This window comes from Brevundimonas subvibrioides (assembly GCF_027271155.1).
GTDB classification, from domain to species: domain Bacteria; phylum Pseudomonadota; class Alphaproteobacteria; order Caulobacterales; family Caulobacteraceae; genus Brevundimonas; species Brevundimonas subvibrioides_D.
This window is the reverse complement of record NZ_CP114542.1, coordinates 2,053,167-2,068,023: the sequence shown is the minus strand read 5'-3', so window position 1 is coordinate 2,068,023 and position 14,857 is coordinate 2,053,167. Positions and strand designations below refer to the sequence as shown.

At 66.1% G+C, this 14,857-nt stretch carries 15 protein-coding genes; 3 read left to right on the top strand and 12 right to left on the bottom strand.

Going from position 1 to position 14,857, the window contains the following annotated elements:
• Positions 1–22: 22 nt before the first annotated feature.
• The 6 genes from O3139_RS10490 to O3139_RS10465 form a co-directional block, all read right to left on the bottom strand.
• Positions 23–958 (bottom strand): NUDIX hydrolase, encoded by a 936-nt coding sequence (locus O3139_RS10490; RefSeq protein ID WP_269514027.1) that lies wholly within the window; start codon positions 956–958, stop codon positions 23–25.
• Positions 959–961: 3 nt separating this feature from the next.
• Positions 962–1,555, bottom strand: coding sequence for an HD family hydrolase (locus O3139_RS10485; protein ID WP_269516468.1), 594 nt, complete (start codon positions 1,553–1,555; stop codon positions 962–964).
• 158 nt (positions 1,556–1,713) lie between these two features.
• Positions 1,714–2,595, bottom strand: coding sequence for a methyltransferase type 11 (locus O3139_RS10480; RefSeq protein WP_269514026.1), 882 nt, complete (start codon positions 2,593–2,595; stop codon positions 1,714–1,716).
• A gap of 110 nt (positions 2,596–2,705) precedes the next feature.
• On the bottom strand, positions 2,706–3,578 hold the full coding sequence (locus tag O3139_RS10475) for an AAA family ATPase (protein WP_269514025.1): 873 nt from the start codon (positions 3,576–3,578) through the stop codon (positions 2,706–2,708).
• 262 nt (positions 3,579–3,840) lie between these two features.
• Entirely contained in the window at positions 3,841–4,284 is a 444-nt protein-coding gene (locus O3139_RS10470) for a hypothetical protein (RefSeq protein WP_269514024.1), read from the bottom strand.
• Positions 4,285–4,319: 35 nt separating this feature from the next.
• Positions 4,320–6,128, bottom strand: coding sequence for a tetratricopeptide repeat protein (locus O3139_RS10465; RefSeq protein WP_269514023.1), 1,809 nt, complete (start codon positions 6,126–6,128; stop codon positions 4,320–4,322).
• A gap of 135 nt (positions 6,129–6,263) precedes the next feature.
• Between O3139_RS10465 and flbT the strand changes: the two genes are divergently transcribed.
• The 3 genes from flbT (at position 6,264) to O3139_RS10450 (ending at position 8,028) form a co-directional block, all read left to right on the top strand.
• Positions 6,264–6,647: a flagellar biosynthesis repressor FlbT gene (flbT, locus tag O3139_RS10460; RefSeq protein WP_269514022.1), complete on the top strand. Its 384-nt coding sequence runs from the start codon at positions 6,264–6,266 to the stop codon at positions 6,645–6,647.
• A complete protein-coding gene (flaF, locus tag O3139_RS10455) occupies positions 6,644–7,078 on the top strand; it encodes a flagellar biosynthesis regulator FlaF (RefSeq protein ID WP_420022352.1) in 435 nt (144 codons plus the stop codon). Before flbT ends, flaF begins: the two co-directional genes overlap by 4 nt.
• Positions 7,079–7,200: 122 nt before the next feature.
• A complete protein-coding gene (locus O3139_RS10450; RefSeq protein WP_269514021.1) occupies positions 7,201–8,028 on the top strand; it encodes a flagellin in 828 nt (275 codons plus the stop codon).
• A 393-nt stretch (positions 8,029–8,421) separates the two neighbouring features.
• Here O3139_RS10450 and O3139_RS10445 read toward each other — a convergent pair whose 3' ends face one another.
• The 6 genes from O3139_RS10445 to mgtE all read right to left on the bottom strand — a co-directional run bounded on the left by O3139_RS10445 (position 8,422) and on the right by mgtE (position 14,819).
• Entirely contained in the window at positions 8,422–9,045 is a 624-nt protein-coding gene (locus O3139_RS10445; protein WP_269514020.1) for an exopolysaccharide biosynthesis protein, read from the bottom strand.
• Positions 9,046–9,104: 59 nt separating this feature from the next.
• A complete protein-coding gene (locus O3139_RS10440) occupies positions 9,105–9,740 on the bottom strand; it encodes an exopolysaccharide biosynthesis protein (RefSeq protein ID WP_269514019.1) in 636 nt (211 codons plus the stop codon).
• Between the two features lie 75 nt (positions 9,741–9,815).
• Positions 9,816–10,451, bottom strand: a complete 636-nt coding sequence (locus O3139_RS10435; protein WP_269514018.1) for an exopolysaccharide biosynthesis protein — start codon at positions 10,449–10,451, stop codon at positions 9,816–9,818.
• Between the two features lie 40 nt (positions 10,452–10,491).
• Entirely contained in the window at positions 10,492–11,661 is a 1,170-nt protein-coding gene (locus O3139_RS10430; RefSeq protein ID WP_269514017.1) for an isovaleryl-CoA dehydrogenase, read from the bottom strand.
• Positions 11,662–11,702: 41 nt separating this feature from the next.
• Positions 11,703–13,316: a lysozyme gene (locus O3139_RS10425; protein WP_269514016.1), complete on the bottom strand. Its 1,614-nt coding sequence runs from the start codon at positions 13,314–13,316 to the stop codon at positions 11,703–11,705.
• Between the two features lie 99 nt (positions 13,317–13,415).
• Complete coding sequence (gene mgtE, locus O3139_RS10420; protein ID WP_269514015.1) at positions 13,416–14,819, bottom strand: magnesium transporter; 1,404 nt, start codon at positions 14,817–14,819, stop codon at positions 13,416–13,418.
• Positions 14,820–14,857: the final 38 nt, after the last annotated feature.

Genomic DNA, 14,857 nt, shown 5'->3' with positions numbered 1-14,857 from the left:
AGCCGGAATATGACGTCGGCCGTCAGCGGAGCGCAGGCAAGGCGAGACCGGGGGCCTGGCCGTCCTGAACGCCCGCGCCGGTGAACCGGAACAGCTCGGCCGGGCGCCCTCCCGTGCCGGTCGACAGGCGACCTGTCGCCTCGACCAGACCGGTGCGTTCGACGCCGCGGCGGAAGTTCTGCTTGTGCAGGTTGAGGCCGACGACGGCCTCGGCCGCCGCCTGCAGCCCGGACAGGGTGAAGGTCTGCGGCATCAGCTCGAACAGGACCGGGCGATAGCGGAGCTTGCTGCGCAGCCGACCCAGGCCGGTGGCCAGGATACGGCGATGATCGGAGGACATCGGCCGGTCGCCGAGCGCCGGAGGGGTGGCCTCCTGACCGTCGCGAAGGGCCTCTGCCACCAGCCCGGTCTCATACAACAGCTCGTAGCGGTCGAGCACGGCACCTTCGTCCCATCGCAGGGTCGGGCCGGGGGCGAACAGGGGTTCGTAGCGGGTTACGCGACGGGCATCGGCTCCGGCCCAGGCCCCGAGCGCTTCGCCAAGGACTTCGGGCGTCCCGGCCTGGCGCCGGTCTTCCCAGGGAAAGACCTCCAGCACCGGGGTCCAGCGGGCACCGGGCGGGGCGACATCGACGGCATCGGCCGTCAGGGCCAGGTAACCGACCGAGATTTCACGCTGCTGGTCCGGGCCCGGCGTCGCGCGCGGCGCGCCCCGGCCTGCGTCGCCGAAGGTGTAGAGCTGCTCCACGAAACCAAGCCCGAAGCCGGTCTGATCCGTCACGAAAGCCCGCAGCGCGCGCTCGAACGTCCGGTCATGGACAGGATCGAAAGGGCCGGAGGGAAGGGCCAGGTCCCCGTTCGCATCCTCGGTCGTCAGGACCGACAGACGGTCGCCGCGCACGGCCATCACGACCGCCGACAGACTGATGCGAACGCCGTGCTCCCCGCCCCACGACATTGGCTATTCCGTATGCCAGGCGTCGGGGCCCGGCAGGCCGCCGGTCGCCTCTGCCAGTACGCGATAGCGTTCCAGGTAGCGCGCCTGGGCGGCCGGGGCGGGCAGGGGCTCGATCGTGAGGTGGTAATCGGCCGGGGGTGCGCCGAAAAAGCCCAGCGATTCCTTTTCCGTGAAGCCGGCCAGCTGGGTGGCCTCGAAGAAGGCGCAGGCCTTGTCCGCGGCCTTGATCAGCTTCTTGATCGGCAGTGGCGTCCTGGGCGGCAGGCCGAAGCGGACGTGGATAGCGTCCTCCAAGCGGGCCTCGAAACTCTTGTAGCTGACGCCCAGCGCCGCCTTGAAGGGCGAGATCATGTCGCCAATGACGTATTCGGACGCGTCGTGCAGCAGGGCGGCCAGACGCCATCTGGGTTCCAGGCCTGGCCGGATATGGGCCGCGATCTCTTCGACCACGCAGCTGTGCTGGGCGACGGAGAAGGCGTGCTCGCCGATCGTCTGGCCGTTCCACCGGGCGACGCGTGCCAGACCGTGGGCGATGTCCTCGATCTCGATGTCGAAGGGGGAGGGATCCAGCAGATCGAGCCGGCGACCCGACAGCATCCTTTGCCAGGCGCGGGGGGCGGGGGCCGCAGACTTGCGCGATGGTGCGGGCGTGGTCTTTGCGAGATCGTCCAAGGGGCAGGGTCCAGCGGCGAACGGCAGGTCAGGTGACCCATCCTGCCGTCGGGATCAAGCGGGAACGCCTCCGGACGCGGCGACTATTCCCCGACGTTCAGGGTGACCAGGTCCTTGGCCGAGTCGAACACGCCGTCGCTGTCGCGATCCTTGGCCCTCACCATGGCGATCACCAGGGGGCCACCGACCGGGCCGCGGGCCTCGTAGCCGACCAGCCGCCAGCCCTCGTCAGCCGGTCTGCTGTCCGTCAGCATATAGGTGGTTCGCGTGGCGTCACCGGGCGCGCGGGTGCGGATTTCGGCGGCATCGTCATGGGCCTGGATGCTGACGCTGTCGTCGCTGGAGTGGATGTCTGCCGTGCCTGCGGAGTCGTCGGCGTTGATGCTGAAGCCGCCGATGCGGACCCTGGCGTGGTCGCCGTCGGCCTTGACCTGAAGCCCGGGGAGGCGGACGTCGGCCTGGTCGCCCTGGCTGTTGATGTCCATGCCTGGCCCCTGGACGGTGACGCGCTCGTCCGTGGCCGATTCTGCGGTCGCGCGCGCGGTGTCTGCCTCGGCCCTTGCGGCGTCCGCCTGGATCCGCGCCGCGTCGGCGGCAATCCGCGCGCGATCGGCGTCGGCGGAGGCCCGCAGGTCTTCCGATGTGCGGGGCATGTCGGCAGCCAGCAGGGACTGGAACCGGGCCAGGATCGTGTCCACCGGCTCGCTGTCCAGCGCGACCAGATGGATCGAGACCTCGGCTCCGCGGGGCCCCGAATAGTTGCAGACGGTGCCGCCCGCCTCGGCGGTGCCCTTGCGTGTCAGGACTCCCAGGGTCTCGGGGCATTGCAGCGTCTCGACGACCTTGAGCACCCCCTTGGCATCCGACGACGTCGTGCTGCTGGAGATGCGCACGCCATTCTCGCCGTCACAGCCGGCCGCGAGGGCCGAAGCCGCGCAGAGGGTGACGAGAAGGGGCAGGCGCATAACAAGGTTCCTTTCGCAGCCCATCCTGACCAAAAGGAGCGGCCATTCCAGTGAAATCGCGGTAACCGGCCTGACGATATCTGTTCGCGCGGTGTTGGCATGACGGCAGCCTAGCCTCCCGGGCGAGCGCCCTCGCGCCGGTTCAGGAAGGCCAGCCGCTCGAACAGGTGCACGTCCTGCTCATTCTTCAGCAAGGCTCCGTGCAGGGGCGGGATCAGCTTGTTGGGTGACTTTTCGCGCAGGGTTTCGGGCTGGACGTCATCGACCATAAGCAGCTTCAGCCAGTCCAGCAGTTCGGATGTGGAGGGCTTCTTTTTCAGGCCCGGCGTGTCGCGGATTTCGTAGAAGGTCTTCAGCGCCTCGGACACCAGGCGGGGCTTGATGGCGGGGAAATGGACGTCGATGATCGCCTTCATCGTCTCGTCGTCGGGGAAGCGGATATAGTGGAAGAAACAGCGCCGCAGGAAGGCGTCGGGCAGCTCCTTTTCGTTGTTCGAGGTGATGACGACGATGGGGCGCACTGCGGCGCGGATCGTCTCGCCGGTTTCCTGGACGAAGAACTCCATCCGGTCGAGTTCCTGCAGCAGGTCGTTGGGAAACTCGATGTCGGCCTTGTCGATCTCGTCGATCAGAAGGATGGGCCGCACGGGACTGGTGAAGGCCTCCCACAGCTTGCCGGGCTTCAGATAGTTCCGCACGTCATGCACGCGCTCGTCGCCCAGCTGGCTGTCACGCAGCCGGCTTACTGCGTCGTATTCATACAGGCCGTTGTGGGCTTTGGTCGTCGACTTGATGTGCCATGTGATGAGCGGTGCCTTCAAGGCGGTCGCCATCTCATAGGCCAGCACGGTCTTTCCCGTGCCGGGCTCGCCCTTGATGAGCAGCGGGCGTTCCAGGGCCACGGCGGCATTCACCGCGATCTTGAGGTCCTGGGTTGCGATGTAGTTCGAGGTGCCCTCGAACCGGTCGGTCGGCCGCGTCATCGGATGCTCCGTGGGTTCGCACCACGCCTAGCCGATGACACGGCCGGTTAACAACGATCAGTTTGCCTCAGGTGATGCGCTTGGCGGACACCGGGTCGCTGGCGGGGAAGGTTTCCTCGACACCCTCGTCGACGAGGGCCTCCTGGCGGTCCTCGGCCGTCTTCTTCTTGGTCGTGGTCGTCCCTCATCGGCTCGACCCGACGGGCATGGGGTGTGTTCTCGTCGTGATCCGGGTCGCGCGGCGTCTTTTGATATGTGTCGGTCATGTCCGGTTTCCTTCGGGACCATAGCCCAGGTCGGCGATATCGTCGTCCGAGAGGGTTCTGGCCTCCCAGTGCGCCGCGCTGGCCTGGGCCCCCTTCACGTCTTCCATCAGACCGGAATACACCAACTCGACCTCGCCAACCCCCGCAGTATCAGCCCCGAGGTCGAGTTCATTGATGCGCGCCCGGTCGGTGCCGTACTGCGCATCGGCCTCAGGCTCGATGCCATCGGCTCCGAGCTCATCGTCGATATCCTGATCGTCCTCGTCGAAATCCTCGTCGTCGGCATCGCCGTCGGCCGAGGTGACGTCAAGGACATCGGGCATCTCCTCGAACGTCTTGAATTCGTTGGTGACGCCGCCCGTTTCGGATGCGTCGACGTTGTCCTCGTCGAAGGTCTCGGACTGGTCCTGGTCGTCTCTGCCGCTGTCGATATCGGTCATGGCCGGCTCCCTGTGTGGGAGCAGAACGTCAGCCGTCAGGCCGCGTTCCCGACCTCGACGTCCAGGGCCGCCCGGACCGCGTCGATCGCGCGCGGCCAGCCGTCGAAGCCCCCGGTCGCGAAGGTCCGCACACGCGGATAGAAGGGATATCGGTCGGTCGCCAGCAGGTGCCAGTCGTCCGGCGCGTGGATCAGCCAGGTTCGCGCCCCGGCCGCCGCAGCGATGTTGGTGCCCGCGATGCCCGGGCCGATGACCAGATCCAGCGCACAGGAGATCGCGGCGAGGTCGTCCAGATCGTCCTTGAGGTCCATCGGGGGGGTCCAGATCGTGACACCCGCCGCCTCGGCGGCTGCCAGGTCCTCGGTGACGTCCCCGCACTGCAGGTTCACCATGATGCAGCCCGGCGTGGTCAGCACGGGCTTCCACCGCTCGAAGCTTGAGAAGTAGCGCGCCCTTACCCCGGTCAGCACCAGGCTCTTCCAGTGCAGGCCAACCTTGAGTCCCGGCCCCAGGGCCTCCAGTTCGGCCTTCCAGCGAGCGACCTTGACCGGATCGGGCACAAGGTAGCCGTCTCGGTCGGGAAAGTCCGAGACATCCTGTCGATAGACGGTGCACAGACTGGCCATGGGTGTCCAGGCGTCGGCCTTGCCTTCGGTTTCGCCGATCTCCTCCATGAAAGGGCAATAGCGCGTCAGTCGCCCCTCGAGCCGGACGGCCCTGTGTGACCCCACGACGGCGGTCGGGAAGCTGCGCTGGTACAGGTCCACCAGACGCGCCTCGACCGCGATGAAGACCTTGCCGGCCGGCCCCACGGCCTCCATCACATCGGGCAGGCAGCCGCCGAAAACCATTTCGTCGGCGATGCCCTGTTCCCCCACCACCAGCAGACGCTTGCCGGCGATGTCCTGCGTCGTGGGATCCCAGCGGGGCGCATCAACCGCGACAAGCATGGCTTCGGGCATTTCGGGATCCAGACGGACCTCGTATTCTTCAAATCCGTCTTTCAGGCGGCCCATGCCCATCAGTGTCATGGCCCGCGCCATGCGCATCATGGCGCGTTCGTAGGGCGTTTCGGCTCCGGGCAGGGCCCCGTCGAGATCGGCGAGCGCCTGTTCGGGATGCCCCAGCGGCTGCAGCACATTGGCCCGGTTATAGCGCGCCTTGGCGAAGGCCGGGTCCAGCCTCAGTGCCTCGTCGAAGAAGATTAGCGATTCGCTCATCTGGCCTTGATCGCTGAGGACCGTGCCGAGTGTGTTCCACAGCACCGGACTGCCCTGTTCGATCTCGATCAGGTCGCGAAGCCGGTCGACGGCCTCGTCGTAGCGTTTCTGATCGCGAAGCACGCAGGCCAGGTTGTTGGTGCCCTCGATATGTCCAGGCTCCGCCGCAAGGAACTTCATCAGCAGCTTTTCGGCGATATCCAGATGGCCGAGCCGCTGCGCCAGCCGGGCCAGGTCGTGGGCGATGGCCGGATCCTCGGGCATGACACGCAGCGCGGCCTCATAGGCATTCAGCGCTTCCGACAGGTGGCCGCCCTTTTCGCGCGCGATGGCAAGGACGTGCCAGGCCAGGCCGTTGCGCTCGTCCGCCTGCAGGATGGACAGGCAGCGCCGCGTCGCGGACGCGTAGTCGCCGACGCGGATCGCGGCGACGGCGGCCTTCAGGGTCTCGATGGCCTTCTTCTGCGCCTTTACGCTCGGGCCCTTGCCGGCCAGCGCCTGGGACAGGCGGCGGATCGAGGCGGGGGAGGCGGCGTCGCCGGCCGCGCCCTGGGAAATCGGCATGTGGCCAAGCGCGAGTTCTGACGGAGCCAGGTCTGCGGGTGAGGGGGCGACGTGGGTCATGGACGACTCGATCTGACAGATGCACTGGGACCGAGATACCGCTTCACATAGAACACATGGTTAACCACGGCTGTTTAGCCTGTGTCAGTCACCCCACGCGTAGTCAGGATCGCGCGGGCTGGAGGAGGCCCATCCATGCCGTTGAAGCTGTCACTGAAGCCCGGAGAGAAGTTCGTTCTGAACGGCGCTGTCGTTCAGAACGGCGACCGTCGTGGTGTTCTGATCCTGCAGAACAAGGCCTCGGTTCTGCGCGAGAAGGACATCATGCAGCTGGACGAGGTCACGAGCCCGGCCAAGCGCATCTATTTCCCGGTCATGATGATGTATCTGGACGAGAGCGCCGCGTCCAAGGTCTACGACGAGTTCGTGACCCGGCTTTCGGAATTCATGGGCGCGACCCGCAATCCGGTCGCCATGGCCGACTGCGTCGCCTGCTCCAAGCATGTCCTGGCCCGGGAATACTACAAGGCCCTGATGGCGGCGCGGAAACTGGTAGATTACGAGGAAAGCCTGACCTGATGCTGAGCGCGTATGCACAGGCTTCCACGCGGACCGAGACACCGCGGGAAATGGAATACCGGCTGTTCGGCCAGGTCACCCGGGCCCTGATTCATGCCTCGACTGTCGATCCCAGCGACGTGAAGACCCGCATCGACGCCCTCGACTGGAACCGGCGCCTCTGGTCCGTATTGGCCACCGACTGCTCGGATTCCCAGAACCAGTTGGCCAACCCGCTGAAGGCCCAGATCATTTCGATCAGCCTGTTTGTGGGCCGCCACTCGTCGGCCGTCATGCGCGGCGAGGAAGACTTCGAGACCCTGATCGACATCAACCGCTCGATCATGCAGGGCCTGGCTCCCCAGGGATCGCAGGCCACCCAGCCAGCCCAGCCGCCCGGCAACCTTGACCGCGGCCAGCCAGATTTTGCCGAGCTGCGACAGCAACTCTAGATTTACCATAGTCCTTTCAATCGGATAGGTCCGGCCCAGTCCTTGCGTTGATGCGCGCAGGACCAGAACCGGTTCAACGGCCAGAAGGCCGTCCCCCCCGACCAGAATGGAAGGACTTTCTCATGGCCAACTCGGTCAATACGAATCTTGGCGCTCTCGTCGCGCTGCAAAATCTGAACGCCACCAATGCCGAGCTGTCGGCGACCCAATCCCGGATCAACACCGGCAAGAAGGTCGGCAGCGCAAAGGATAACGGGGCCATCTGGGCGATCGCCCAGGGTCAACGGTCCGATATCGGCGCCCTGGGGGCGGTGAGAGCCTCGCTCGACCGCGGCGTATCGGCGGTGGATGTGAGTCTTGCAGCAGGTGAGAGCATTTCGGACCTCCTGGTCCAAATGAAGGAGAAGGCCCTGGCGGCGACGGACAAGTCGCTGTCGACGTCATCGAGGAACGCGCTGAACGAGGACTTCAAGGCCCTCCGCGACCAGATCACCTCGGCAACCAACGCCGCCGACTTCAACGGGATCAACCTCTTGAAGACCGGCGCGCTCGGCTTCCAGGCTCTGGCCAATGCGGCGGGTACAACGACCCTGACGGTCGGCGCCGAGGTGCTGGCCTTGGGATCGACGAACGTCACCGTGACCGCGACCACGACCATCGGCACCGCGACCCTGGCCACCACGGCCCTGGGTCTGGTGAACGCCTCCCTCGACAAGGTCTCGGCTGCGCTCGCACGCCTGGGCACCAAGTCGAAGGCGCTGGATACCCATCGTATCTTCGTCGGGAAGCTGACGGACGCGATGGAATCCGGTGTTGGCAATCTGGTGGACGCCGATCTGGCAAAGGAAAGCGCCAAGCTCCAGTCGCTGCAGACCAAGCAGCAGCTGGGTGTTCAGGCTCTGGGGATCGCCAACCAGTCGCCACAGATTCTCCTGTCGCTGTTCCAGTAGACGCAAGGACGCCGGGAAGTTCGCTTCCCGGCGTTTTTGCATTGCTGAAGGGCCTGTCCGCCGGGCGCGTGGAGCCCACTACGCTCATGCAGGTTGAGATACGCCGTCGGTTGCTGGTCCAGGCGCAGGTGGAAACTCTGACGGCTGCCTGGAGTTCGGCATCACGAAGTCGGCATCGGGGCTTTGCGGAGGGGCCAAAGCGGTCCTACCTTTGACGTCCTGTTCAACAGCGAAAGGAGGTGATCAAGTGATCTCATTGTCCCAAACCCGTACGGTGACCGAAACTTGGTCCTCCCACGAGGTCCGGGCCTGATCCTTTCAGGCTGAAGCTGTAGGTCGGCCGTAACGCGGTCAGACAATGAGGGCCGTCGGAGCGATCCGGCGGCCCTTTTGCTACCCGAGGTGAAGGGTGTGCTGCACGCCGTGGAAAAGCGCGACCAGCGATTCCCAGGCCAGGACATAGGTCAGGATACTGACACCGACCATCACCCAGGCACCGATCAGGATGACCCCGTCGCGCGCCATCAGTCCCAGTCCGAACAGCACCAGCGCCAGGTCCGGCAGGACATCGATCAACGGGGCGGACGTGCCCATCATGAGCGCCATCAACACCGCGACGACGCCGATCAGGATGTCGGCGACCTTGCCGGTCATGAACAGCAGACGCGGGCGCGACAGGCTTTCGAATTTACGCACCATGCCCATGATCTTGCCGCTGGCGCTCCTGTAGAAGCCCCGTGACACCGAGGCCTTGCCGGCCCAGGCGGGCAGCCAGACCTCGTGGCGCAGCAGGGTCAGCTGAACGGCCATCAGGATGATGGCGAGGGCGAACAGGGCCTTGCCGCCCGGGGGCCAGGGGATCATGGCCACCAGGGCCAGCACCAGGATCAGCGCGCCGAAGCCGCGCTCGCCAAAACGGTCCACGACCTCATGCAGGGACAGCTTCGGATTCTCCCCGTGCCCCAGGTCTTCGAGGACTTCGGAAAAGGTGCGGGCGTGGGTCTGCGAAGAAGGCATGAGTCATCCGGAAGGGTCGTCCAGCTTTAGGCGGACACCCCGACCCGCGCCACTGGCGATTACACCAGATGCTGGACCCACTGCAGCGAGGTCTGGAAGGCGGCGACGATCAGGTTCCAGGCCGCCCAGACAAAGACACTGAAACCCGCGACGCCCAGCCAGGCGGCGGCGATCAGGGCACCGTCCCGTTGCATCAGACCGAATCCGAACAGGGCAACGAACAGCGACGGGAACAGGTTGCCGCCGAAGATCGGCAGCATGACGATGACCGTCAGCAGGGTGGTCACCAGGCCAATCAGAACCTCCGATACCTCGTTGCTCATGATGCTGAACCGGGGGCGGGACAGACGTTCGATCTGAAGCAGGGGCTTGCGTACCCTGGCGATGGTGGTGCGATAGCTGTCGCGCGGCAGGCTGCTCTTCAACGCCCAGGCGGGCATCCACAGCTGATCGCGCCGGATCACCAGATGAAGGCAGATCAGCAGCAGCGGCGCGCCCAGAACGGTCGTCGAGCCCGGGATAGGGGATGCGATCGCATTGATCAGTCCGAAGAACACCATCAACGCCCCGAAACCGCGCTCTCCGAAGGCATTGATCAGTTCGCCGAGATAGAGTTTCGGATCGTCCTTGGCCCCGATGTCGTCGAGCACCGTCGAGAAAGGACGTTGGTCGCTCTGAAAGTCGTAATCAGGCATCAGGCGGGGCTCTGAAGGGGGTTAACCGGATTTAGGCACGTCCATGAACGCTCGCCACTTAACATTCGGCCATCTTCAGAAGACCTGTCCAAACCAGTCGAGGCCCAGCCGGAATCCGGCGATGACGAAAGTCCAGGCGAAGATCAGAACGGCTCCCGTGATGCCGGTCGTGATCCAGCCCAGCAGGACGGCCACACCGTCCCGCTGCATGACGCCGAGCGCGAAGAACCCAATGGCGATGGCCGGGATCAGGTTCCCGCCGAAGACCGGCAGCACCAGAATGGCCGACAGCACCAGGCAGGCCAGACCGATCAGGCCCTGACCCAGCCGGCCCGTCAGGAAGAAAAGGCGTGGCTTCGACAGGGCCTCGCTGAAGCGGATCAGCTTCATCAGCCGGCCGCTCATCTTGCGAAACGTCTCGCGGCCGACCGAGGCCCGGCCCACCCAGTGCGGTAGCCACAGGGTGTCGCGCCCCCAGGCCAGCTCGGCGGACAGGAACAGCAGGGGCGCGCCGGTCAGGGTTGTGCCGCCCGGTGGCCATGGCAGCATGTTGATGATGGCGAACAGCAGCATGACCGCCCCGAACGCCCGCTCGCCGAAGGCCTCGACGATCTCGCCCAGAAACAGCCGCTCGCCGCCATGGGCCCCCAGCCGCTCCAGGGTGTCGGAGAAGCGGATCGGTCGGCCGGTCGAGGTCACCGTCAGGCTCATGGCACGACCCTAGAGGAGGACAATGACGCTTTCGCCCTGCTCAGGCTCCCAGCAGCTCCCGCCCGATCAGGAACCGGCGGATCTCGTTCGTTCCGGCGCCGATGTCATACAGCTTGGCATCGCGCACCAGCCGTTCGACCGGCCAGTCTTTGGTGTAGCCGGCGCCGCCCAGGGCCTGGACCGCTTCCAGCGACACCCTGACGGCGTTCTCCGAGGCCAGCAGGATCGCGCCGGCGGCGTCGTAGCGGGTGGTCAGGCCGGCGTCGCAGGCCTTGGCGACGGCATAGACATAGGTCCGGGCGCTGTTCAGGGCGACATACATGTCGGCGATCTTGCCCTGCATCAGCTGGAAGGAACCGATCGGCTTGCCGAACTGCTGGCGATCGCGGACGTAGGGCAGGACGACGTCCAGGGCCGCCTGCATGATGCCCAGAGGCCCGGCGGCCAGCACGGCGCGCTCATAGTCCAGGCCGCTCATCAGCACGCCCGCGCCGCCGCCGACCGGACCCATGACATTCTCTTCGGGAACCTCGCAGTCCTCGAACACCAGTTCGGCCGTGTCGGAGCCGCGCATGCCCATCTTGTCCAACTTCTTGGAGACGCTGAAGCCCTTCATGCCCTTTTCGATCAGGAAGGCGGTGACGCCCTTCGATCCCGCCTCGGGGTCGGACTTGGCATAAACGACCAGGGTGTCAGCCGACGGGGCGTTGGTGATCCAGAATTTGGTGCCATTCAGGACGTAGCGGTCGCCGACCTTGCGCGCCTGGGTCCGCATGGAGATGACGTCGGAGCCGGAACCGGCCTCCGACATCGCCAGAGAGCCGACGTGCTCGCCGCTGATGAGCTTGGGCAGGTATTTCGTCTTCTGTCCGGCCGTGCCCCAGCGGCGGATCTGGTTGACGCACAGGTTGGAGTGGGCCCCATAGCTCAGGCCGATCGAGGCGGAGGCGCGCGAAACCTCCTCCATGGCCACGACGTGTTCGAGATAGCCGAGTCCGAGCCCGCCCCATTCCTCCTCGACCGTGATGCCATGCAGGCCCAGGTCGCCCATCTCGGGCCACAGGTCGCGGCGGAAGGTGTTTGTCTCGTCGATCTCCGCCGCGATCGGGGCCAGGCGGTCGGCGGCCCAGCGTGCGGTGGTCTCGCGGATGGCGTCGGCTGTCTCGCCGAGGCCGAATTCCATCGATTGGGGGGCGTTGGGAATGCTCATGGGCAGCGGCCTAGCACCGCCCGGGCCGGTTCGCCAATGTGCTAGTTGTCGCCGCCCGGCAGGCCCCAACGACGGTACAGGTTGAACGAGGAAACCCCGACGCAGCCCGCGCCGATCAGCGCCAGGACCCAGGCGATGATGGTCGTTTCGTCGCCCCCCGACTGCTCCGCCGCCAGCCGGAACGCGGCCATGGCGGCTCCGAATGCAGTCAGCCCGACGGCTCCCATGATGATGAAGGCCCCCGTTTCGCTCCAGTCGAACGAAGCGGGAGCCGGGATTTCGAGGTCGCCGTGGCGCAGGATCGGCGCGCCGCCCTGGGTCAGCGACAGGTCTTCGCCAAACAGGCCGGCCTCGTTCGAGTCGCTGAGCTCCACGCGCTCCTCGACCGTCCAAGGCTCGCGCGAGAGGGCTGGCGTCGGCGCATCGTCATCCGGACTGAGGATGAGCGGTTCGACCTCGATCGCCGCCGGGATCGGCGAAATGTCCGTCGCCGGCTCGCTTTCCGCGACGACCGGTGCCTCCGTCGGCGTGGCTGGAAGCTGGGGGTCGATGGCCGGCGTGACCACAGGCTCGGGCTCGATGGCCCGATCCTGCGTGGGCTGCAGGAAGGGCAGGGGGCCGACCATGGCGGCCCCGTAAGGATTATAGCGCTTCAGCGTGATGGCGATGCGCTCAGCCGGCAAGCCGGTTGGCGGCGTCGGTGCATCCGTCGGCGCATCCGTCGGAACCGTCGCGTCTTCCGGTGCGCTGGCGGTGGCCGGGTCAGCATCGACCATGACTTCGGGCAGATGAACGGACTCCGGCTCCGGCTCGGGCTCCGGTTCCGGTTCCGGTTCCGGAAGCTGTGTGGCCGTGGTTCCGGGCGACGCGAAGGGATCGGAAACCGCAGGCGCTGTCGGCCCATCGGCGTCGACGTCATTGGCCGGTGCAGCACAGGCGTCCGTCCTGATATCGCTCTCCGCAGCAGCCTCGGACGCCGGAGGGGGCGGCGGGAAGCTCGGAAGAACCACGGCATCGGTTTCTCCGAGCAGCATGGAAACAGCCACCGTCCTTGGGTCCGCGTCACCCGGTTCGGTCTGGCCCGGTTCGGTCTGGATTGCGTCGGGCGTGTCGGCCGCAGGGGGGGCTGTCTCCGGCGAAACCGTCGGTGTCTCCGGGCTCGCCTCGGGCGCGGTGGGCGCAACGATATCCGAGGTTGCTGCGAGGAGGTCGGACAGAACCACGTCCGTGTCCGGATTCGCCCGGAACAGCGCCCGCTCGGCGACGCGGCGACGCAGCGAGACCTGGGGCTGGGCGGACTCGGGCCAGCCCATCAGGGCATCTGCTGCACGATCCACATCGCCCTGGACCAGATGGGCGAGGACGTCCGAGGACTGGAAGCGATCGACGCCCACGGAATGGGCGAAGCTGACCAGGGCATCGAACTGGTGCTGGTTCAGGAAGGCGGGACCGGCCTGGTTCACCGATGTCTCGACCGGCAGGAGGTCGTAGCGCAACAGCAACTCGGCATCGGCTTCCGACACGCTGGCACCCTCGCGGGCCGACAGGGTGTGGTCGTAACCGATGACCCAGCCGCCGTCCTCGCGGCGGATCGCCCGGGGGCGGAAGCCCTCGAAGCTCTTGATCAGGACGATGCCCTCGCGGGAAATCTTCATGGTCGGTCTGGTGGCGTCGGACACTGGAATTGACCCAAAACGAGACGGAGCGCGCTCGCCCCGCAGGGGAGGGAGCAAGGCGCGGGCCGCTCGGGCATTCTACAGCAGTATGACGCCGGCGAGGCCCAGGAACGACAGGAAACCCACAGTATCGGTGATCCAGGTCACGAACACCGGCGACGCGACCGCGGGGTCTCGATCCAGCCGATCCAGGGCCAGGGGCACGAGTGTTCCCGCAAGGGAGGCCGCGACGAGATTGATCAGCACCGCCAGTCCGATGGTGAGCGACAGCAGTGGCAGGTGGAACCAGAGGAAGGACACACCGCCGAGCAGGATGGCGATGGCCGTTCCATTGAACAGCCCGACCAGCACCTCCCGGCTCAGGATGCGCATGGCATTGGCGGAGTTCAGTTCGCGCGAGGCGAGGGCCCGCACGGCCACGGTCAGCGCCTGTGTGCCGGAGTTCCCGCCGATCGACGCGACCACGGGCATCAGGATCGCCAACTGAACCAGGGCCTGAATCTCCTTGGTGAATGCTCCGATCACCGAGGAGGCGAACAGGGCCGTGCCCAGGTTCACCACCAGCCACGGAATGCGCGACCGTACCACGCCGAAGACGCCGGCACCCCGGCTTTCATCGGACACACCGGCCAGGCGCAGGATGTCCTCGCGGTTTTCCTCCTGGATGATGTTGACGATGTCATCGACGGTAATCTGGCCGACCAGCCGCCCGGCCGAGTCCACCACCGGGGCCGAGATCAGGTGGTATTTCTCGAAGATGTAGGCGACCTCTTCCTGGTCGGTGTCGGCGGCGATGCCGTTCACCGGTTCCATCAGGTCCGACAGCTTCACCGTCCGCGCCGCGCGCAGCAGGCCGCTGATCGGAATGCCGCCGACCGGTTTGTTGTGCGGATCGACGACGTAGATGTCGAAGAACAACTCCGGCAGGTCCTCGCCCTGCGCTCTCACGTGATCGATGGTGTCGCCGACGCTCCAGAACAGCGGGGCGGCCATCACCTCGCGCTGCATCAGGCGGCCGGCGGTGTCCTCGGCATAGCCCAGCGAGTTCTCGATCGCGGCGCGATCGGTCGCCGGCATGGCGGCCAGGACCTTTTCGCGCTGATCGTCTTCCAGATCCTCGACCACGGCGGCGGCGTCGTCGGAGTCCAGTTCCTGCAGCGCCTCGGCCAGGGTTCCCGGTGCCACACGCTCCAGCACCTCCTCGCGGATTCCGTCATCCAGTTCGGGCAGGGTCTCGGCCAGCAGGTCCGGCGGCAGCCACAGCACGACAACGCCGCGGTGCTCGGCCGTCAGGAAGCCCATCAGGTCGGCGACGTCGGCGGGATGAAGGTCTTCCAGCAGCGACCGAAGCCGCAGGCCGTCGCCGTCATCGGCGGCGTCCACGACCTTTTCGACGAAGGACGCTGTCAGGACGTAGTCCTCGTCCAGCGCCTCGTGGTCTTCGGTGACGACAGGGTCGAGAGTGGCGGTTCGTTCGCTCACGCGGGGGGCCTCCCTCTCTCGATGTGAATCAGCTGGTA

Excerpts from the sequence above, each read along its gene's own strand:
- flbT (WP_269514022.1), top strand. The coding sequence starts at position 6,264 with ATGCCGTTGAAGCTGTCACTGAAGCCCGGAGAGAAGTTCGTTCTGAAC.
- O3139_RS10475 (WP_269514025.1), bottom strand. The coding sequence starts at position 3,578 with ATGACGCGGCCGACCGACCGGTTCGAGGGCACCTCGAACTACATCGCA.
- O3139_RS10485 (WP_269516468.1), bottom strand. The coding sequence starts at position 1,555 with ATGCTGTCGGGTCGCCGGCTCGATCTGCTGGATCCCTCCCCCTTCGAC.
- O3139_RS10440 (WP_269514019.1), bottom strand. The coding sequence starts at position 9,740 with ATGCCTGATTACGACTTTCAGAGCGACCAACGTCCTTTCTCGACGGTG.
- O3139_RS10425 (WP_269514016.1), bottom strand. The coding sequence starts at position 13,316 with ATGAAGATTTCCCGCGAGGGCATCGTCCTGATCAAGAGCTTCGAGGGC.
- O3139_RS10450 (WP_269514021.1), top strand. The coding sequence starts at position 7,201 with ATGGCCAACTCGGTCAATACGAATCTTGGCGCTCTCGTCGCGCTGCAA.
- O3139_RS10435 (WP_269514018.1), bottom strand. The coding sequence starts at position 10,451 with ATGAGCCTGACGGTGACCTCGACCGGCCGACCGATCCGCTTCTCCGAC.
- O3139_RS10430 (WP_269514017.1), bottom strand. The coding sequence starts at position 11,661 with ATGAGCATTCCCAACGCCCCCCAATCGATGGAATTCGGCCTCGGCGAG.
- O3139_RS10490 (WP_269514027.1), bottom strand. The coding sequence starts at position 958 with ATGTCGTGGGGCGGGGAGCACGGCGTTCGCATCAGTCTGTCGGCGGTC.
- O3139_RS10465 (WP_269514023.1), bottom strand. The coding sequence starts at position 6,128 with ATGACCCACGTCGCCCCCTCACCCGCAGACCTGGCTCCGTCAGAACTC.
- O3139_RS10480 (WP_269514026.1), bottom strand. The coding sequence starts at position 2,595 with ATGCGCCTGCCCCTTCTCGTCACCCTCTGCGCGGCTTCGGCCCTCGCG.
- O3139_RS10470 (WP_269514024.1), bottom strand. The coding sequence starts at position 4,284 with ATGACCGATATCGACAGCGGCAGAGACGACCAGGACCAGTCCGAGACC.
- O3139_RS10445 (WP_269514020.1), bottom strand. The coding sequence starts at position 9,045 with ATGCCTTCTTCGCAGACCCACGCCCGCACCTTTTCCGAAGTCCTCGAA.